This is a genomic window from Pseudomonas sp. Hz4, assembly GCF_054898165.1.
In genome coordinates, this window is record NZ_CM142719.1 from 2403974 (window position 1) to 2423985 (window position 20012).

Sequence of the window (20012 nt, forward strand, 5' to 3'; positions counted from 1 at the left end):
GCTCCGAAACCTAAACAGGAGGTCTCTATGTTCGACAAAAACAATAAGCTGCGACATAGCGTTTCATTGGCAGCCATGCTGGCACTCAGCGGGCTGAGCGCCGCGGCGTGGGCCGATGCCTATGAAGACGCCGCGAAGAAATGGATTGGCAGCGAGTTCAAGCCGTCCACGCTGACGGCCGATCAACAACTGGAAGAGCTGAAGTGGTTCATCAAGGCGTCCGAGCCATTTCGCGGGATGAACATCAAGGTGGTCTCGGAAACCATCGCGACCCACGAATATGAATCCAAAGTGCTGGCCAAAGCCTTTACCGAGATCACCGGGATCAAGCTGACCCACGACTTGCTGCAGGAAGGCGACGTGGTGGAAAAGCTGCAGACCGTGATGCAGTCGGACAAGAGCATCTATGACGGCTGGGTCAACGACTCTGACCTGATCGGTACGCACTTTCGCTATGGCAAGACCGAATCGATCACCGACCTGATGGCCAACGAAGGCAAGGACTTCACTTCGCCGACACTGGACATCAAGGATTTCATCGGCATTTCGTTCACGACTGCGCCGGACGGCAAGATCTATCAGCTGCCCGACCAGCAGTTCGCCAACCTTTACTGGTTCCGCGCCGACTGGTTCGAACGGCCAGAGCTGAAAGCCAAGTTCAAGGAGAAGTACGGCTACGAATTGGGCGTCCCGGTGAACTGGTCGGCCTATGAAGACATCGCCAAATTCTTCAGCGAAGACGTCAAGGAAATTGACGGCAAGCGCATCTATGGGCACATGGACTACGGCAAGAAAGACCCGTCCCTGGGCTGGCGCTTTACCGATGCCTGGTTCTCCATGGCCGGTGCTGGCGACAAAGGTATCCCCAACGGCTTACCGGTGGACGAATGGGGCATCCGTGTCGAGAATTGCCATCCGGTCGGTTCCAGCGTGACCCGTGGCGGCGACACCAACGGCCCGGCAGCCGTTTATGCGACGCAGAAATACGTGGACTGGATGAAGGCGTATGCACCACCGGAAGCGGCGGGCATGACCTTCTCCGAGTCCGGCCCGGTTCCGTCTCAGGGCAACATCGCCCAGCAGATCTTCTGGTACACCGCGTTCACTGCTGACATGACCAAACCAGGTCTGCCCGTTGTGAACGCCGATGGCACGCCGAAATGGCGGATGGCGCCATCGCCGAGAGGGCCATATTGGGAAGAGGGCATGAAGCTGGGGTATCAGGACGTGGGTTCCTGGACCTTCCTCAAGTCCACGCCTGAGAAGCAAAAACTCGCGGCCTGGCTGTATGCGCAGTTCGTCACCTCGAAAACCGTCTCGCTGAAGAAAACCATCGTCGGCCTGACACCGATTCGCGAGTCGGACATCAACTCGCAAGCCATGACCGACCTGGCACCGAAACTCGGCGGCCTGGTCGAGTTCTACCGCAGCCCGGCCCGCGTGCAATGGACGCCGACCGGGACCAACGTGCCGGACTATCCGCGTCTGGCGCAACTGTGGTGGAGCCACATTGCCGAAGCCGCGAGTGGCGAGAAAACCCCACAACAGGCGCTGGATGGCCTGGCCAAGGATCAGGACGCGATCATGGCTCGTCTGGAACGCTCGAAGGCGCAAGCCACTTGCGCACCGAAAATGAACCCGGAGCGCGATGCGCAATACTGGTTTGACCAGCCGGGTGCACCGAAACCGAAACTGGCGAACGAGAAGCCTAAAGGTGAGACCGTGAACTACAACGAACTGCTGAAGTCGTGGGCGGACGCGCGTAAATAATAGCTGTACTGTGAAACGCGAACGGCACCGGAAGGTGCCGTTTGCATTTGCGGCTGTTCTGCGGCTTTCGGCGGAACGCCGCTAGGAGCAGGCTCGCTCCCACCGTGATAAACGGTGCGGTCATTGGACTGCGCGGATTCAGGTCAGCGCCGCCAGTTGTTCGACAGTCTCCGGGAAACGCTCGACCAACCGGATAAGCGTGGTGGCTTGAGCATTGGGTTGCGCTCGCCCTTGCTCCCAGTTTTCCAGCGTTCGGGTGTTGGTCCGAAGGTACATCGCGAACACCGGCCTGGAAAGATTCAATTGCTGACGAATGCTGACCACCTCCTCTGCGGTTATAGGAGCAAGTCTGACCAGTTTCACTTTGTGCGTGCGCAGTGTGACTTTACCTTGGCGCTCATTGGCCAGGGCTTCAACCCCCTCTAGCAGCTCCGAAAAAATGTCACGTTTCATCGTTCGTTCTCTCTCTGATTTCTCGATAAAGCACCTGTTTGAACAGCTTTTTTTGATGTGGCGTCAGGTCGCTTTGTTCATTTTTGCCGTACAAGGTAAAGAGCCAGAATTGGTCGAAACCGGACCACCAGTAATAAATAACCCTTAGCCCGCCACGCTTGCCCTTGTTTCGTCGCTCATCAACCACACGTATCTTGCGCAGGCCTCCAGTGCCTTCAACGATATCACCGGCTTCCGGGTTGTTTAGCAGCTCCTGCTGGAAGCTATGAAAAGTGTCATCGTCCAGATAATCGTTTCGATGCTTTTCAAAAGCTGGCAGTTCGATAAATAGAGCGTCCATGTTCTGTACGTTACCTGCGTATATTTCTATCACAAGAATCGAATAGGTCAAGCTTCTGTTCCCGCCAATTCGGTCAAGTCATTACGTTAAAGTCGAATGCAGGAACGGGATGTAGGACGCGGCTGATTCGCTCGCGAGGGGATTCGCGAAGTGCACAGGTGCGTAGGAAGTCCGATTGTTGGCCCCAAACGCAAAAACGGCACCTGAAGGTGCCGTTTGTGTTTTCTACCCAGTACCGCTTAAGCGATCAACTCGCCAACCCTGCCTGCTGAACCAGGACCAGCAACGGCTGTGGATACAGTCCAAGGAAGAACGCCAGTGCGGCGATGGCCAGCAGCATCACGCCGCCTGCCTTTTGTTCCCAGTGCAGTTGTGCATCGTGACGACGCAGGTTCGGCTCGATCAGGTACAGGGTGACCATGACGCGCAGGTAGTAGAAAACGCCGATGGCGCTGCCCAGTACCAGGGAACCGACCAGCCACCATTGGCGTGACTCGACACCGGTGGCGATGATGTAGAACTTGCCGATGAAGCCCGCGGTCAGCGGGATACCGGCCAGGGACAGCATCATCACAGTCATTACGGCGGTCAGGTACGGACGACGCCAGAACAGGCCGCGATATTCGTACAGGGCGTCCGCATCACGGCCGTTGTACGGCGAGGACATCAGGGTGATCACGCCGAACGCGCCGAGGCTGGTGATCACGTAGGTGACCAGGTACACGCCGATGGCTTCCACGGCCAGACCCTTGCTCGCCACCAGGGCGATCAGCAGGTAACCGAAGTGAGCGATGGACGAGTAACCCAGCAGACGCTTGAGGTTGCTTTGGGTCAGGGCCAGCAGGTTACCGAACAGGATCGACGCGATGGCGATGATGGTCAGCACGTCGCTCAGTACACCGCTGCTTGCCGCCGGCGAGATCTGGAACAGACGCACCATCACCGCGAACACGGCGACTTTCGACGCGGTGGCCAGGAACGCTGCCACCGGTGCCGGAGCACCTTCGTAAACGTCCGGGGTCCAGAGGTGAAACGGTACCAGCGACAGCTTGAACGCCAGACCGATCAGCATCATGCCCAGGCCCAGTTGCGCCAGCGAACTTGGCAGGCCGGTGGCGGCCAGGGCCTGGCCGATGCCGACGAAGCTCAGGCTACCGGAGTCGGCATACAGCAGGGCCATACCGAACAGCAGGAACGCGGAACCGGCGGCCGACAGCACCATGTACTTGATACCGGCTTCCAGCGAACGCTTGTTGAAGAAGGCGTAAGCCACCAGACCGTAAACCGGTACCGAGAGCAGTTCCAGACCGATGAACAACCCGGCCAGGTGCTGCGCGCTGACCAGCACCAGGCCACCGGCGGCGGCCATCAGGATCAGCAGGTAAAGTTCTTCACGGTTGCCCGGGTAACCCGAACCGCCATCGCCGAGGTAGGCGTGGGCGAGGGTTACACAAGCGAGGGTGGCGGCCAGGATCAGCGCCATGTACAGACACGCGAAGCTATCGATCTGCAGCAGAGGGGTCACAGCTAATGGTGCGACCTTTAAGGCTGGCAGGATCGACAGCAACGCCAGGTTCAGACCCGCCACGGAAATCAGGAAGGTCTGCGAGTGGTTGCGGCGCCAGGCGATTGCCAGCATCACCACGATGATCGTGGCGCTGGTGATCAACAAAGGCGCAAGCGCGATAAAGTGTTGAGTCGTGAATTCCATAGCGCTCTTACCGGGCCGAAGCGAGTTGAGTGAAGGCGGTGCCGAGCCATTGCTGCACGCCATGCATCGTCGCGGCAGAGGTATCGAGGAACGGTTGCGGGTACACGCCGATGTAAATCAGCAGCGCCGCCAGGCCGACCACCATGATCAGTTCGCGACCGTCCATGCCATGCAGCACCGCGTCCGATTTGGCCGGGCCGAAGTACGCACGGTGGATCATGATCAGCGAGTAGACCGAACCGAACACCAGGCCGGACGTCGCGATGATAGTCAGCCATGGCGTAGCGGGGAACGTGCCGATCAGGATCAGGAACTCACCGACGAAGTTACCGGTACCCGGCAGGCCGAGGGACGCGGCTGCAAAGAACAGGCTGAGGGCCGGCAGGTAAGCGATCTTCGACCACAGGCCTCCCATTTCGCGCATGTCGCGGGTGTGGGTGCGTTCGTACAGTTGACCGCTGAGGATAAAGAGTGCCGCGGCCGACAGACCGTGTGCCAGCATCTGCATCACCGCACCCTGCAGCGCCAGTTGGCTGCCGGAGTAGATGCCGATCAACACGAAGCCCATGTGGGAAACGGAGGAGTAGGCGATCAGACGCTTGATGTCGGTTTGTGCGAAGGCCAGGAACGCACCATAGAAAATCCCGATCAGACCGAGCGTCATGGCGATCGGCGCGAACTCGGCCGAGGCATTCGGGAACAGCGGCAGGGCGAAACGCAGCAGCCCGTAAGCCGCCGTTTTCAACAAGATACCGGCCAGGTCGACCGAACCCGCTGTCGGCGCCTGGGCGTGAGCATCAGGCAACCAGGAGTGGAACGGCACAACTGGCAACTTGACCGCGAAGGCGATGAAGAAGCCGAGCATCAGGATGTACTCGGTGGTCAGCGACATCTTGGTTTTCAACAGATCGGCGTAGTTGAAGGTAATCACGCCGGTGTCGTTGAAGTTGACCAGTACCAGACCCAGGATCGCCACCAACATGATCAGGCCGGAAGCCTGAGTGAAGATGAAGAACTTGGTCGCCGCGTAGATCCGGGTTTTCTTGCCGTCCGAAGAACTGTGACCCCAGAGCGCGATGAGGAAGTACATCGGCACCAGCATCATTTCCCAGAAGAAGAAGAACATGAACAGGTCGAGGGCGAGGAACACGCCGATGACACCGCCCAGGATCCACATCAGGTTCAAGTGGAAGAAGCCAACGTGACGCTGGATCTCTTTCCACGAGCAGAGTACCGAGAGGATACCCAGCAGGCCGGTCAGCAGGATCATCAACAGCGACAGGCCGTCGAGGGCCAGGTGTACGCTGATGCCGAAGCGTTCGATCCAGATGTGCTTGAACTCAAGCACCCAGGTCGGATCGGCACCCGGTGCCGGAGCAAATGAATAATTACCGTGGGCCCACAGCCAGAGGCCGAGTGCGAGTTCCAGGGTCATGGTCAACAGCGCAATCCAGCGGGGGAGGGTAGCGCCGAAGCGCTCACCCATCCAGCACAGCAGGCCGCCGATGAAGGGGATCAGGATTAGCCAAGGCAGAATCATGACGGGCTCAATTCCTTTCGCAAGTTCGCAAGGTTCATATCAGACCGCTACCAGCACGATGGCGCCGATGACCAGCACGGAGCCGGCTGCCATCGATGCCGCGTACCAACGCAGTTGACCGGTTTCGGTACGGCTCAGGGCGGTGTGGCCGCCTTTGGCCATACGCGGGATCAGACCGATAGTCTGGTCGAGCGGGTCTCTGCGCAGTGCGTGGCTGATCGCAAGGTATGGCTTGACGAACAGTTTGTCGTAGATCCAGTCGAAGCCCCAGGCAGCGAACCACCAGGCCGAAAGGAAGCGGCCGATGCCGCTGTTGGCGATTGCAGTGACGAAACGACGCTTGCCGAGGAACAGCAGCGCGGCCAGCAGGATACCGGCCAGGGCGATGGCGCCCGAGGCGATTTCCAGACTGTGCTTGGCTTCGCCGCCGGCATGGCCGACGCTTTCCGGCAGCACGCCGTGCAGTGGTGGAACGATCATCGCGCCAATGGCGGTAGACAATACGATCAGCACCGACAGTGGCAGCCAGTGAGCGATGCCGTGACCGGCGTGCGCTTCGGTCTTCGCTTCACCGTGGAACGCGATGAAGATCAGGCGGAAGGTGTACAGCGACGTCATGAACGCGCCGACCAGACCTGCGTAAAGCAGGCCGTGGTTGCCGCTGGCGAATGCTTCCCAGAGGATTTCGTCCTTGGAGTAGAAGCCTGCGGTCACCAATGGCAGGGCCGACAGAGCCGCGCCGCCGACGATGAAGCTGGTGTAGGCCAGTGGCAGTTTTTTCCACAGGCCGCCCATCTTGAAGATGTTCTGCTCGTGGTGGCAGGCAACGATCACCGCACCGGACGCAAGGAACAGCAGCGCCTTGAAGAAGGCGTGGGTCATCAGGTGGAAGATCGCGCCATCCCAGGCACCAACGCCCAGGGCCAGGAACATGTAGCCGATCTGGCTCATGGTCGAGTAGGCGAGGATACGTTTGATGTCGGTCTGGACCAGTGCGGCAAAACCGGCGAGCACCAAGGTCACGCCACCGACGATGCCGACGAGGTGCAGGATGTCCGGCGCCAACGCAAACAGACCGTGAGTACGGGCGATCAGGTAGACACCGGCGGTCACCATCGTTGCCGCGTGGATCAGTGCCGAAACCGGAGTAGGACCGGCCATCGCATCCGCCAGCCAGGTTTGCAGCGGCAGTTGCGCGGATTTGCCGACAGCGCCGCCCAGCAGCATCAGGGTCGCCATAACCATCCAGAAGTCACCAGCCTGGAACTTCTGTGGCGCCAGAACCAGCAGTTCCTGGATGTTCAGCGTCCCCAGTTGCGCGAACAGGATGAAGAGGCCGATGGCCATGAACACGTCGCCGATACGGGTCACGATGAAGGCTTTCAGTGCCGCGTTACCGTTGTTACGGTTGCTGTAGTAGAAACCGATCAACAGGTACGAGCACAGGCCCACGCCTTCCCAGCCGAAGTACAGGAACAACAGGTTATCGCCCAGGACCAGGAACAGCATGCTGGCGATAAACAGGTTGGTGTAGGCGAAGAAACGCGAGTAACCGGCTTCACCGCGCATGTACCAGGACGCGAACAGGTGGATCAGGAAGCCGACGCCGACCACCACACCGAGCATGGTCAGGGACAGACCATCCAGGTACAGCGCGAAGTTCGGCGTAAAGCCTTCCACCGCCATCCACTGCCACAACACCTGGGTGTAGTGACCGCCTTCAGGTGGCGCAACGTTGAATTGCCAGATCACGTAAGCCGTGACGATGGCAGACAAGCCGATGGAACCGACGCCAATCAGCGCCGACAGGTTTTCCGAAAAGCGGCCGCGTGAGAACGACAGCAGCAGGAAACCTATGAGAGGGAATACGAAAGTCAGATAGAGAAGATTCATCCGCGCATCTCGCTGGCAGCGTCGATATCGAGAGTGTGGAAGCGGCGATACAGCTGCAACAGAATCGCCAGGCCAATACTGGCCTCGGCGGCTGCCAGGCTGATCACCAGGATGAACATGATCTGTCCATCCGGCTGACCCCAGCGGCTACCGGCAACGATGAAGGCCAGTGCGGAGGCATTCATCATGACCTCCAGGCTCATCAGCACGAAGAGAATGTTGCGGCGGACCATCAGGCCGACCAGACCGAGGCAGAACAGGATGCCGGCAACGGCGAGTCCATGCTCGAGAGGGATAGCAGGCATCGTCATTGCTCCTTGGCTTCGTTGCGGCCCAAGTGGAACGCCGTGACGGCTGCAGCAAGCAGCAGCATCGAGGCGAGTTCGACCACCAGCAGATAAGGACCGAACAGGCTGATGCCCACGGCCTTGGCGTCTACGGTGGTGTGGCCGATGGCCTGACCGCTGGCGTCGCTGAACAGCACGTACAGCAGTTCAACCAGCAGCAGGGTGCCGAGTGCGACCGGGCCGAGCCAGATGCCGGGTTTGAGCCAGACGCGCTCTTGCTGAACCGAGGCCGGGCCCAGGTTCAGCATCATCACCACGAACACGAACAGCACCATGATGGCGCCCGCGTAGGCGATCACTTCCAGCACACCGGCGAACGGCGCGCCGAGGGCGAAAAAGGTCATCGCCACGGCAATCAGCGAAATGATCAGGTAGAGCAGGGCGTGCACAGGGTTGGTGTTGGTGATCACGCGAAGCGTGGACACAACAGCGATACCCGATGCGAAATAGAAAGCGAATTCCATCTTTCTTCCTTAAGGCAGCAAGCTCTTTACGTTGATCGGTTCGGCTTCATTCTGCGCGGCGCCTTTGGGCTTACCGGCAATTGCCATACCTGCAACGCGATAGAAGTTGTAATCAGGGTTTTTGCCGGGGCCGGAGATCAGCAGATCTTCTTTCTCGTACACCAGGTCCTGACGTTTGAACTCGGCCATCTCGAAATCCGGTGTCAGCTGGATCGCGGTGGTCGGGCAGGCTTCCTCGCAGAGGCCGCAGAAAATGCAGCGCGAGAAGTTGATACGGAAAAACTCCGGGTACCAGCGACCGTCTTCGGTTTCAGCTTTCTGCAGCGAGATGCAACCGACCGGGCACGCCACGGCGCACAGGTTGCAGGCTACACAACGCTCTTCGCCATCAGGGTCGCGAGTCAGGACGATACGTCCACGAAAGCGCGGCGGCAGGTACACGGCTTCTTCCGGGTACTGCAGCGTGTCGCGCTTGCGGAAGGCATGGCCGAAGATCATCACCAGGCTGCGAAGCTGGGTGAAGAAGCCATGCACGATGTCAAAAATGTACTTCATGATTCTCTATCCTCACTGAGCCGCGACGGCGGGCGTGTTGAGCAACACGATCGCAGCGGTCACCAGCATGTTGACGAGGGTCAGCGGCAGGCAGAACTTCCAGCTGAAATCCATCACTTGGTCATACCGTGGGCGCGGAATCGAGGCGCGCAGCAGGATGAAGAACATGATGAAGAACGCAGTTTTCAGCGCGAACCAGATGAACGGGATCTGCGGCAGAATACCGAACGGACCGTGCCAGCCACCGAAGAACAAGGTCACCAGCAGCGCCGAAATCAACACGATGCCGATGTACTCGCCGACGAAGAACATGCCCCATTTCATGCCGGCGTATTCAATGTGGTAACCGTCGGCCAGTTCCTGTTCCGCTTCCGGCTGGTCGAACGGGTGACGGTGAGTCACGGCGACGCCAGCGATGAAGAAGGTCAGGAAACCGAAGATCTGCGGAATGACGAACCACAGGTTCTGCGCCTGATATTCAACGATGTCGCGCATGTTGAACGAGCCGACCTGGATCACGATGCCCATCAGCGACAGGCCCATGAACACTTCGTACGACACGGTTTGCGCCGAGGCCCGCAAGCTGCCCAACAGGGCGAACTTGTTGTTACTCGACCAGCCGGCGAACAACACCGCATAAACCGACAGACCGGCCATGGCGAAGAAGAACAGAATGCCGATGTTGATATCCGCCACGCCCCAGGTCGGGGTGATCGGGATGATCGCGAAGGCAATCAACAAGGAGCTCATGGCAACCACCGGCGCCAACGTGAAGATCACTTTGTCGGCGAACGGCGGGGTCCAGTCTTCCTTGAAGAACATCTTGATCATGTCGGCAGCGATCTGGAACGCGCCGAACGGACCGACGCGGTTCGGACCGTAACGGTCCTGCCAGAGGGCGAGCAAACGACGCTCGACCCAGCTTAGCAGTGCACCGCACACCACCACGGCGAGCAGAATCACGATGGCCTTGAGGACCGCGATGATCACGTCAATCACTTCAGGCGTGAACCAGGTCATTGAGCTGCCTCCTGCAGACCGTCAACGGATTTGCCGAAAATCGCTGGCGGAATGCCGGCGATACCGGCCGGCAATGCGACCAGGCCGGCACCCAACTCTTCGTTGATGCGCAGCGGCAGACGCAAGGTCTGGCCCGCCACGTTCAAGCTCAGCAGAGCACCGTCATTGACACCCAGGCGGTCGGCTTCGGATTTGGCCAGCGACACGTAGGCGGCGGGGATGCGCTCTTGAACCGGTGTGGCTTTGGAAGAGTTCTCTTCGCTGCCGAACAGGTGGAAGAACGGCACAACCTGCCAGGTGCCCGGAGCCGGGTTGAACGCGCGAGGAACACTGGCGAACCAGTTCAGCGAATCACCGGTGCTTTCGATCAGGCGGGTGCCCGGGTCGCCAGCGCGGATGTGACCACCGACTTCGTCCTGGAACTTGTTCCAGGCTTGCGGCGAGTTCCAGCCCGGAGACCAGGCGAATGGCACTTGCTGACGCGGTTCGACCGAGCCCGAGTAACCTTCCATGGAGAACGAGAACGCCGTGTCGTTATCCTGGGAAGTCCGCGGTTCGTGCACGCTGATGTCGGCGCGCATGGCGGTGCGACCGGAGTAACGCAGCGGTTCGCGCGCCAGCTTCAGGCCTTTGATACGGAACGCGGCGGACGGCGCGGCACTGACGATGCCGGCCAGTTGCGCAGTGCTTGCAGCACACGCAGCGGTGACGTGGTCCAGTTGAGTCCAGTCGATTGGCTGGTTCAACAGGGTCGCGCGCAGGGCATGCAGCCAGCGCCAGCCTTCGTGAACGAGGATGCTCGCGTCGAGGTAAGTCGGGTCGAAGACCTGGAAGAAACGCTGGGCGCGGCCTTCCTGGCTGACCAGCGTACCGTCGCCTTCAGCGAAGCTGGCGGCTGGCAGAACCAGGTGCGCGCGATCGCTGGTAGCGGTTTTCTGATGGTCCGCAACGATCACCACTTTCGCGGCGTTCAGGGCAGCATCGACACGGGCTTTGTCGGTACGGGTGTACAGATCGTTTTCCAGTACGACGAGGGCGTCCGCTTTGCCGTCAATCACGGCTTGCAGGGCCGCGTCGACCGATTCGCCACCGAGCATGGCCAGGCCGAGGCTGTTGGCCTCTGGAACGATCAGGCTGATGGAACCGTTCTTCTCGCGCAACTTCAGCGCTTTGGCGATGTTCGCCGCCGCTTCGATCAGCGCCTTGGAACCCAACGAGGTACCGGCAATGATCAGCGGACGCTTGGCGGCGAGCAGGGCATCGGCAATACGCTTGGCCAGCGCCAGCGCTTCAGCGTCCAGGCCTTCAACGGCAGGCGCGCTGGCGTCGAGGGCGTGAGCCACGGCGAAACCGATGCGGGCCAGGTCGTCTGGCGCGGCGTGAACGCATTCTTCAGCGATGTCGTCGAGCTTGGTTTCAGCCAGGCTGGCGATGAACAGCGGGTTCAGCGCGTTCTGACCGATGTTCTTCACCGCAGCGTCGAGCCAAGGCTGAACGCGCATGGCGTCGGCCATGTCTTCAGCCTTGCCTTTGACCGATTGACGCAGGGACAGGGCCATGCGCGCAGCAGTCTGGGTCAAGTCTTCACCGAGGACGAAGATTGCATCGTGGTCTTCGATGTCGCGCATGTTCGGGATCGGCAGCGGGCTGTCTTTGAGCACCTGCATGACCAGACGAATGCGTTCCAGCTCAGCGGCTTCGATACCGGAGTAGAAGTGCTCGGCGCCGACCAGTTCGCGCAACGCGTAGTTGCTTTCGAGGCTGGCACGGGGCGAACCGATACCGACGATGTTGCGACCGCGCAGCAGGTCGGCGGCTTTATCCAGCGCTTCGTCGAGGGTCAGCTTGGCGCCGTTGGCCAGCTTTGGCTGACGCGGGCGGTCTTCGCGGTTGACGTAGCCGTAGCCGAAACGGCCACGGTCGCACAGAAAGTACTGGTTTACCGAACCGTTGAAGCGGTTTTCGATACGGCGCAGTTCGCCGTAGCGCTCGCCCGGGGAGATGTTGCAACCGCTGGAGCAGCCATGGCAGATGCTCGGCGAGAACTGCATGTCCCACTTGCGGTTGTAGCGCTCGGAGTGAGTCTTGTCGGTGAACACACCGGTCGGGCAGACCTCGGTGAGGTTGCCGGAGAACTCGCTTTCGAGGGTGCCGTCTTCTACGCGTCCGAAGTACACGTTGTCGTGTGCGCCGAATACGCCCAGGTCGGTGCCGCCGGCGTAGTCTTTATAGAAGCGCACGCAGCGGTAGCAGGCGATGCAGCGGTTCATTTCGTGGGAAATGAACGGGCCCAGTTGCTGGTTCTGGTGAGTACGCTTGGTGAAGCGGTAACGGCGCTCGTTGTGGCCGGTCATTACCGTCATGTCTTGCAGGTGGCAGTGACCGCCTTCTTCACAGACCGGGCAGTCGTGAGGGTGGTTGGTCATCAGCCATTCAACGACGCTGGCGCGAAACACTTTCGCTTCTTCGTCGTCGATGGAGATCCAGCTGCCGTCGGTAGCAGGCGTCATGCACGACATGACGATCCGACCACGCTTGTCGTTCTCGTCGGTGTACTGCTTGACCGCGCACTGGCGGCAAGCGCCAACGCTGCCTAGGGCTGGGTGCCAGCAGAAATAGGGGATGTCGAGGCCTAGCGACAGACATGCCTGTAACAGGTTGTCTGCCCCATCGACTTCGAGCTCTTTGCCGTCTACGTGGATAGTGGCCATGGTTCAAAGTTCTTCGTTGGCCCGGTGTCAGCGGGCGTGGCTAATGGAATCTTGTTATCCGCGCGAATCAAAACAGCCGTTAAAGGCGTCATCGCGCGAAAGCGAACGGCACGGACCGTTCGCTTTGTTTAAAGCGTTAAGCGCCGACTACGATCGGCCTTGCCAGAGGCGGGACGACGGCGCTGGTAGGCGCGATGCCGGCTTCGAACTCATGGCGGAAGTATTTGATTGCGCTGCCCAACGGCTCCACGGCGCCCGGTGCGTGAGCACAGAAGGTCTTGCCGGGGCCGAGGAAACCGACCAGACCCAGCAGGGTCTCGATATCGCCGGCTTGCCCTTCACCGTTCTCGATGGCGCGCAGAAGCTTGACGCTCCACGGCAAGCCGTCACGGCACGGGGTGCAGAAGCCGCAGGATTCACGGGAGAAGAACTCTTCCATGTTGCGCAGCAGGGACACCATGTTGACGCTGTCGTCCACCGCCATGGCCAGGCCGGTACCCATACGGGTGCCCACCTTGGCGATGCCGCCGGCGTACATTTGTGCGTCCAGGTGTTCCGGCAACAGGAAACCGGTACCGGCGCCGCCAGGCTGCCAGCACTTGAGCTTGTAACCGTCGCGCATGCCGCCAGCGTAGTCTTCAAACAACTCGCGACCAGTGACGCCGAACGGCAATTCCCACAAACCCGGGTTCTTGACCTTGCCGGAGAAGCCCATGAGCTTGGTGCCCATGTCTTCACTGCCTTCACGTGCCAACGATTTGTACCACTCCACGCCGTCGGCAATGATCGCCGGCACGTTGCACAGGGTTTCAACGTTGTTCACGCAGGTCGGCTTGCCCCACACGCCAACGGCGGCAGGGAAAGGCGGCTTGGAGCGCGGGTTGGCGCGGCGGCCTTCAAGGGAGTTGATCAGTGCGGTTTCTTCACCGCAGATGTAACGCCCGGCGCCGGTGTGGACGAACAGCTCGAAATCGAAGCCGCTGCCCAGGATGTTTTTACCCAGCAGGCCGGCTGCCTTGGCTTCTTCCACAGCACGGTTGAGGTGCTTGGCGGCGGTGGTGTATTCGCCACGCAGGAAGATGTAGCCGCGGTAGGTTTTCAGTGCGCGAGCACTGATCAGCATGCCTTCGATCAGCAGATGGGGCAGTTGCTCCATCAGCATGCGGTCTTTCCAGGTGTTTGGTTCCATCTCGTCCGCGTTGCACAGCAGGTAGCGGATGTTGATGGATTCGTCTTTCGGCATCAGGCCCCACTTAACGCCCGTGGGGAAACCTGCACCGCCGCGACCTTTAAGACCGGCGTCTTTCACGGTCTGGACGATGTCGTCCTGGGCCATGTCGGCGAAGGCTTTGCGCGCAGCCGCGTAACCGTTCTTGGCCTGGTACTCGTCGAGCCAGACAGCTTCGCCGTCGTCACGCAGACGCCAAGTGAGCGGGTGAGTCTCGGCCGACCGCTTGATGCGGTTGGCAGGACCGAAGGAAGTCAGGGTCATACGTAGCCCTCGAGCAATTTGGCAACGCCGGCAGGCTGCACATCACCGAAAGTGTCGTCGTCGATCATCAGCGCCGGCGCCTTGTCGCAGTTGCCGAGGCAGCAGACCGGCAGCAGGGTGAAACGACCGTCGGCGGTGGTCTGGCCCAGGCCGATGCCCAGATTGCTCTGGATTTCGCTGACAACGGATTCGTGGCCGCCGATGTAGCAAACCATGCTGTCGCAGACGCGGATGATGTGACGGCCCACTGGCTGACGGAAGATCTGGCTATAGAACGTCGCCACGCCTTCAACGTCGCTCGCCGGGATGCCGAGGATTTCGCCGATGGCGTAAAGCGCGCCGTCAGGCACCCAGCCACGTTCCTTCTGGACGATCTTCAGGGCTTCGATCGACGCCGCGCGCGGGTCTTCGTAGTGATGCAGCTCGTGCTCGATGGCCGAGCGCTCGGTTTCGCTCAGGGCGAAACGGTCTGTCTGGATAAGCGTGCTATTCATGCTTAGCGGTCCACGTCGGCCATAACGAAATCGATACTACCCAGGTACGCAATCAAGTCCGCGACCATGCTGCCTTTGATCACCGAAGGGATCTGCTGCAGGTGCGGGAAGCTTGGGGTACGAATCCGGGTGCGGTAGCTCATGGTGCCGCCATCGCTCGTCAGGTAATAACTGTTGATGCCCTTGGTCGCTTCGATCATCTGGAAGGATTCGTTGGCCGGCATGACCGGGCCCCACGAAACTTGCAGGAAGTGCGTGATCAGGGTCTCGATGTGCTGCAGGGTGCGCTCTTTCGGCGGCGGCGTGGTCAGCGGGTGATCCGCCTTGTACGGGCCTTCTGGCATGTTGCGCATGCACTGCTCGATGATCTTCAGGCTCTGGCGCATTTCTTCGACACGCACGATGCAACGGTCATAGGCATCGCCATTGGCCGCCAGCGGCACTTCGAATTCGAAGTTCTCGTAACCGGAGTACGGGCGAGCCTTGCGCAGGTCGAAATCGCAACCGGTCGAACGCAGGCCAGAACCGGTGACGCCCCATTCCAGGGCTTCCTTGGTGTTGTAGGCCGCGACGCCGATAGTCCGGCCACGCAGGATGCTGTTGTCCAATGCGGCTTTCTGGTATTCGTCCAGACGCTTTGGCATCCACTCGATGAAGTCTTTCACCAGTTTTTCCCAGCCGCGTGGCAGGTCGTGAGCGACGCCACCGATGCGGTACCAGGCCGGGTGCAGGCGGAAACCGGTAATGGCTTCGATCACCGTGTACGCCTTTTGACGGTCGGTGAACGTGAAGAACACCGGGGTCATGGCGCCGACGTCCTGGATGTAAGTCCCCAGGAACAACAGGTGGCTGGTGATCCGGAAGAACTCGGCCATCATGATGCGGATGACGTCGACCTTCTCGGGCACTTTGATGCCGGCCAGCTTCTCGACCGAGAGCACGTACGGCAGGTTGTTCATCACGCCGCCGAGGTAATCGATACGGTCGGTGTACGGAATGAAACTGTGCCAGGACTGACGCTCGGCCATCTTCTCGGCACCACGGTGGTGGTAACCGACGTCCGGCACGCAGTCGACGATCTCTTCACCGTCCAGCTGCAGAATGATGCGGAACGCACCGTGAGCAGAAGGGTGGTTAGGACCGAGGTTGAGGAACATGTAGTCCTCGTTCGCACCGGAACGCTTCATGCCCCAGTCTTCAGGCTTGAAGCGCGCGGCTTCTTCCTCAAGCTGTTGCTTGGCCAGGGTCAGGCTGAACGGGTCGAATTCGGTGGCACGGGCCGGGAAGTCCTTGCGCAGCGGGTGACCTTCCCAGGTTGGCGGCATCATGATGCGGGTCAGGTGCGGGTGACCGGCAAAGTTGATGCCGTACATGTCCCACACTTCACGCTCGTACCAGTTGGCGTTCGGCCAGATACCGGTCACGGTCGGCACGCTAAGGTCGCTCTCGGACAAGGCGACCTTGATCATTACGTCACTATTACGTTCGATCGACATCAAGTGATAGAACACAGTGAAGTCGGCGCCGTTTGGCAGCCCTTGACGCTTAGTGCGCAGACGCTCGTCCACGCCGTGCAGGTCATAGAGCATGACGTATGGCTTGGGCAGGTTGCGCAGGAAGGTCAGGACTTCAACGAGTTTGGCGCGGGCAACCCAAAGCACCGGCATGCCGGTGCGGGTAGGCTGGGCGGTGAACGCCTCGGGGCCAAATCGGTTATTCAGTTCGACGACCACATCCTGGTCGTCTGCCTTGTAAGGCGGGATGTACAGAGCACTGCCTGTAGTCATGGTTATTTATCGCTTTCGGTCAACGTAAAGAATGAAGCCAGTGTCTCGTTCTATAAAAGAAGCAGATCTGGATCAGACTTCGTCGGGGCTGCGCAGGTTGGTGACTGCGATTCGCTGTTCGCGGCGCTGTTCCTTTTGCGAAGGCATCTCGGCGCGGTACACGCCTTGATCGCCGACGACCCAGGAAAGCGGACGACGCTCCTGTCCAATCGACTCTTGCAAGAGCATCAAGCCTTGCAGAAAAGCTTCAGGGCGGGGCGGGCAGCCAGGCACGTAGACGTCCACGGGCAGGAACTTGTCCACCCCTTGAACGACAGAGTAGATGTCGTACATGCCACCGGAGTTGGCGCACGAACCCATGGAGATAACCCATTTAGGTTCGAGCATTTGCTCGTAGAGACGTTGAATGATCGGCGCCATCTTGATGAAGCAGGTACCGGCGATAACCATGAAATCCGCCTGACGCGGCGATGCCCGGATAACCTCGGCGCCAAAGCGCGCGATGTCGTGGGGCGCCGTGAAGGCGGTGGTCATTTCCACATAGCAGCACGAAAGGCCGAAGTTATACGGCCACAGGGAGTTTTTGCGCCCCCAGTTGATCGTGCCGTTAAGCACGTCTTCGAGCTTGCCCATGAAAATGTTTTTGTGAACTTGATCTTCTAACGGATCGGAAACGGTTTCCCGTTCGCCAATCGGATACTGCTCGTTAGGAGCATCGGGGTCGATCCTGGTGAGATTGTATTGCATTGCCAAAGCCTCATTGTTTCAGCTTCGCCTGCCGCTTGCGACGAGCTTCCGGAGCCCAATCAAGGGCGCCCACTCGGAACAGGTAGACAAGACCTGCCAACAGAATTGCTATGAAAACGAGAGCTTCGACGAATCCGGTCCAGCCGCTTTCGCGGACGGACACAGACCAGGCAAAGAGAAAAAGGGCTTCGATATCGAAGATCACGAAGAGCATCGCGACCAGATAGAATTTGGCTGAGAGCCGCAAGCGGGCACCACCTGTAGGTAGCATGCCGGACTCGAACGGTTCGTTTTTGCTGCGGCCCCAGGCTTTTGACCCGAGGAGGCTGGAGACGCCGAGCATGAAGGCGCAAAGGCCGACAACGCCCAGAAGGAAAATGGCAAAGCCCCAGTTGTGGGCCATGAGTCCTGTCGCTTCGGGCATGCTGGTAATCCTTAACAGAGAGCAAAGGTCTCTGAGCTTGAAAAGAAACAAAGCAGTGACGATATGTCGCAGCAATCAATCCCGCTGATTTTATGGCACAACACCGTGCAAGTAAAATTCCTATAGCGAAATTATTTATAGGAATAAGGACATAGCGCACCTCCGAAGCCCCGCAGCCCATGCGTTGCGGGCGTTAGCCGGGATTTCATCAAATATGTTTTGTAGGGAGTGTAACGAACATAATTTTGGATAAATGATAATCAATATTGTTTGCGGCGGTTTTTAAACTGTTTAATGGGTGGGTGGCCGGGAAGTTGTCTTATAGGCGCGTTACTGCAAGTTGTGGGTGTGGTCGTTTTACCTTGTTTTTCTGATCAAGAAACTGCTCTGGATCAATGATTTTTCGCAAGATTTGAAGGTTGGTACGTACCTTGTGGGAGCCGGGCTTGCCCGCGATGGCGGTGGTTTTGCGGTTGCTCGTAAATCCCAGGCAAAAAAAACGCCCCGAACCAGTCGGGGCGTCAGTTGTGCGACGTTGCGGTTAGCTTTCTATCCGGTCCGCAACGGCCGTTTGCTCAGGCGAATCAGATCAGTGGAACTGCTCTTCTTCAGTCGAACCGGTCAGTGCGGTTACCGAGGACGAGCCACCTTGAATCACAGTGGTCATGTCATCGAAATAGCCGGTGCCCACTTCCTGCTGGTGAGCCACGAAGGTGTAACCCTTGGCAGCGTCAGCGAACTCTTGCTCTTGCAGCTTCACGTAGGCAGTCATGTCGTTACGGGCGTAGTCGTGCGCCAGGTTGAACATGCTGTGCCACATGTTGTGAATGCCGGCCAGGGTGATGAACTGATGCTTGTAACCCATGGCGGACAGTTCGCGCTGGAACTTGGCGATGGTCGCGTCGTCCAGGTTTTTCTTCCAGTTGAAGGAAGGCGAGCAGTTGTACGACAGCAGTTGGTCCGGGTATTCCTTTTTGATCGCTTCGGCGAAGCGACGAGCCTCGTCCAGATCCGGCTTGGCGGTTTCGCACCAGATCAGGTCGGCGTACGGCGCGTAGGCCAGGCCGCGGGAGATGGCCTGGTCAAGACCAGCGCGCACTTTGTAGAAACCTTCCTGAGTACGTTCGCCAGTCACGAACTCTTTGTCGTACGGGTCGCAATCGGAAGTCAGCAGGTCAGCCGCGTTTGCGTCGGTACGGGCCAGAATGATGGTCGGCGTACCGGCAACGTCAGCAGCCAGGCGAGCAGCGGTCAGCTTTTGTACAGCTTCCTGGGTAGGAACCAGTACCTTGCCGCCCATGTGGCCGCATTTTTTCACGGAAGCCAGTTGGTCTTCGAAGTGAACGCCGGCGGCGCCTGCTTCGATCATGCTCTTCATCAGCTCGTAAGCGTTCAGTACGCCGCCGAAACCGGCTTCGGCATCAGCCACGATCGGAGCGAAGTAGTCGATGTAACCTTCGTCGCCCGGGCCTTTGCCGGCTTTCCACTGGATCTGGTCAGCACGACGGAACGAGTTGTTGATGCGCTTGACCACGGTTGGAACCGAGTCCACCGGGTACAGCGACTGGTCCGGGTACATCGATTCGGCGGAGTTGTTGTCCGCAGCCACTTGCCAGCCCGACAGGTAGATTGCCTGGATGCCGGCTTTAACTTGTTGCACAGCCTGGCCGCCGGTCAGGGCGCCCATGCAGTTGACGAAATCTTTCTCAGGACGGAAGGACGGCTTGGCGCCCTGGGTCACCAGGTTCCAAAGCTTCTCGGCGCCCAATTTTGCAAAGGTGTGCTCAGGTTGAACCGAGCCACGCAGGCGGACGACGTCAGCAGCGGAGTAAGCGCGTGTCACGCCTTTCCAGCGTGGGTTTTCAGCCCAATCTTTTTCGAGGGCTGCAATTTGCTGTTCGCGTGTCAGTGCCATGGAGATAAACCTCGTCGCGTCTTTTACGGAAAGTTGTTCTGCGGTGGAAAATTCATGCGCTCGCTGACCAGAAGCTTAGATGGTCAAGTCGGATTCGGCGGGGATGGCGACGGGATGAACGATGGGCTCGAGGGGAAGTGAGCAGGTAAGGGCGAACTGGCGGGCGCATTCGGGCGTCGTGGGCCTTGGTGCGAACTTCAGTGTGGAGCCGGGTTACCTAATTACGCTTCCGTCCCTCGGGACAACTTCGTTCCAGTCGGCAACCTCGTCAAACACACCTTGTGGGCGGTACAGACACGAAGCGGCTCGCGGGGTAGGTGCGAACGGCGCCTCGAAGGCCCTTGCCAGG

General features: G+C 59.3%; 17 protein-coding genes. 1 reads left to right on the forward strand and 16 read right to left on the reverse strand.

Annotated features, from left to right (window positions below):
• Positions 1-27: 27 nt before the first annotated feature.
• Positions 28-1770, forward strand: a complete 1743-nt coding sequence (locus tag ACYZTR_RS10845; protein WP_461978701.1) for an ABC transporter substrate-binding protein — start codon at positions 28-30, stop codon at positions 1768-1770.
• A gap of 138 nt (positions 1771-1908) precedes the next feature.
• Here the strand turns inward: ACYZTR_RS10845 and ACYZTR_RS10850 are convergent, their stop codons facing one another.
• The 16 genes from ACYZTR_RS10850 to aceA form a co-directional block, all read right to left on the reverse strand.
• Complete coding sequence (locus tag ACYZTR_RS10850) at positions 1909-2223, reverse strand: helix-turn-helix domain-containing protein (RefSeq protein ID WP_461978703.1); 315 nt, start codon at positions 2221-2223, stop codon at positions 1909-1911.
• A complete protein-coding gene (locus ACYZTR_RS10855; protein ID WP_461979650.1) occupies positions 2213-2563 on the reverse strand; it encodes a toxin in 351 nt (116 codons plus the stop codon). The genes ACYZTR_RS10850 and ACYZTR_RS10855 overlap by 11 nt, the downstream gene beginning before the upstream one ends.
• A 247-nt stretch (positions 2564-2810) precedes the next feature.
• A complete protein-coding gene (gene nuoN, locus ACYZTR_RS10860; protein ID WP_461978705.1) occupies positions 2811-4274 on the reverse strand; it encodes an NADH-quinone oxidoreductase subunit NuoN in 1464 nt (487 codons plus the stop codon).
• Between the two features lie 7 nt (positions 4275-4281).
• Positions 4282-5814: an NADH-quinone oxidoreductase subunit M gene (nuoM, locus tag ACYZTR_RS10865; protein ID WP_461978707.1), complete on the reverse strand. Its 1533-nt coding sequence runs from the start codon at positions 5812-5814 to the stop codon at positions 4282-4284.
• Positions 5815-5853: 39 nt separating this feature from the next.
• Positions 5854-7707, reverse strand: coding sequence for an NADH-quinone oxidoreductase subunit L (gene nuoL / locus ACYZTR_RS10870; protein ID WP_461978709.1), 1854 nt, complete (start codon positions 7705-7707; stop codon positions 5854-5856).
• The gene (gene nuoK, locus ACYZTR_RS10875; protein ID WP_007905077.1) at positions 7704-8012 is read right to left on the reverse strand and encodes an NADH-quinone oxidoreductase subunit NuoK; all 309 of its coding nucleotides are present in this window, start codon (positions 8010-8012) and stop codon (positions 7704-7706) included. The genes nuoL and nuoK overlap by 4 nt, the downstream gene beginning before the upstream one ends.
• A 2-nt stretch (positions 8013-8014) precedes the next feature.
• Entirely contained in the window at positions 8015-8518 is a 504-nt protein-coding gene (nuoJ, locus tag ACYZTR_RS10880; protein ID WP_007905076.1) for an NADH-quinone oxidoreductase subunit J, read from the reverse strand.
• A gap of 9 nt (positions 8519-8527) precedes the next feature.
• The gene (gene nuoI / locus ACYZTR_RS10885; RefSeq protein ID WP_218192018.1) at positions 8528-9073 is read right to left on the reverse strand and encodes an NADH-quinone oxidoreductase subunit NuoI; all 546 of its coding nucleotides are present in this window, start codon (positions 9071-9073) and stop codon (positions 8528-8530) included.
• Positions 9074-9085: 12 nt separating this feature from the next.
• Positions 9086-10093, reverse strand: a complete 1008-nt coding sequence (gene nuoH, locus ACYZTR_RS10890; protein WP_131062359.1) for an NADH-quinone oxidoreductase subunit NuoH — start codon at positions 10091-10093, stop codon at positions 9086-9088.
• The gene (gene nuoG / locus ACYZTR_RS10895; RefSeq protein WP_461978712.1) at positions 10090-12804 is read right to left on the reverse strand and encodes an NADH-quinone oxidoreductase subunit NuoG; all 2715 of its coding nucleotides are present in this window, start codon (positions 12802-12804) and stop codon (positions 10090-10092) included. Before nuoG ends, nuoH begins: the two co-directional genes overlap by 4 nt.
• Positions 12805-12940: 136 nt before the next feature.
• A complete protein-coding gene (gene nuoF / locus ACYZTR_RS10900; RefSeq protein WP_461978714.1) occupies positions 12941-14296 on the reverse strand; it encodes an NADH-quinone oxidoreductase subunit NuoF in 1356 nt (451 codons plus the stop codon).
• Complete coding sequence (gene nuoE / locus ACYZTR_RS10905; RefSeq protein ID WP_008146039.1) at positions 14293-14790, reverse strand: NADH-quinone oxidoreductase subunit NuoE; 498 nt, start codon at positions 14788-14790, stop codon at positions 14293-14295. The genes nuoF and nuoE overlap by 4 nt, the downstream gene beginning before the upstream one ends.
• Before the next feature lie 2 nt (positions 14791-14792).
• Positions 14793-16577, reverse strand: a complete 1785-nt coding sequence (gene nuoC, locus ACYZTR_RS10910; RefSeq protein ID WP_056740437.1) for an NADH-quinone oxidoreductase subunit C/D — start codon at positions 16575-16577, stop codon at positions 14793-14795.
• Positions 16578-16649: 72 nt separating this feature from the next.
• Complete coding sequence (locus tag ACYZTR_RS10915; RefSeq protein ID WP_008146035.1) at positions 16650-17324, reverse strand: NuoB/complex I 20 kDa subunit family protein; 675 nt, start codon at positions 17322-17324, stop codon at positions 16650-16652.
• A gap of 10 nt (positions 17325-17334) precedes the next feature.
• Positions 17335-17748 carry an NADH-quinone oxidoreductase subunit A gene (locus ACYZTR_RS10920; RefSeq protein ID WP_003223812.1) on the reverse strand — a complete coding sequence of 138 codons (414 nt, stop codon included), beginning with the start codon at positions 17746-17748 and terminating at the stop codon, positions 17335-17337.
• A 589-nt stretch (positions 17749-18337) separates the two neighbouring features.
• Entirely contained in the window at positions 18338-19663 is a 1326-nt protein-coding gene (gene aceA, locus ACYZTR_RS10925; RefSeq protein WP_282377694.1) for an isocitrate lyase, read from the reverse strand.
• Positions 19664-20012: the final 349 nt, after the last annotated feature.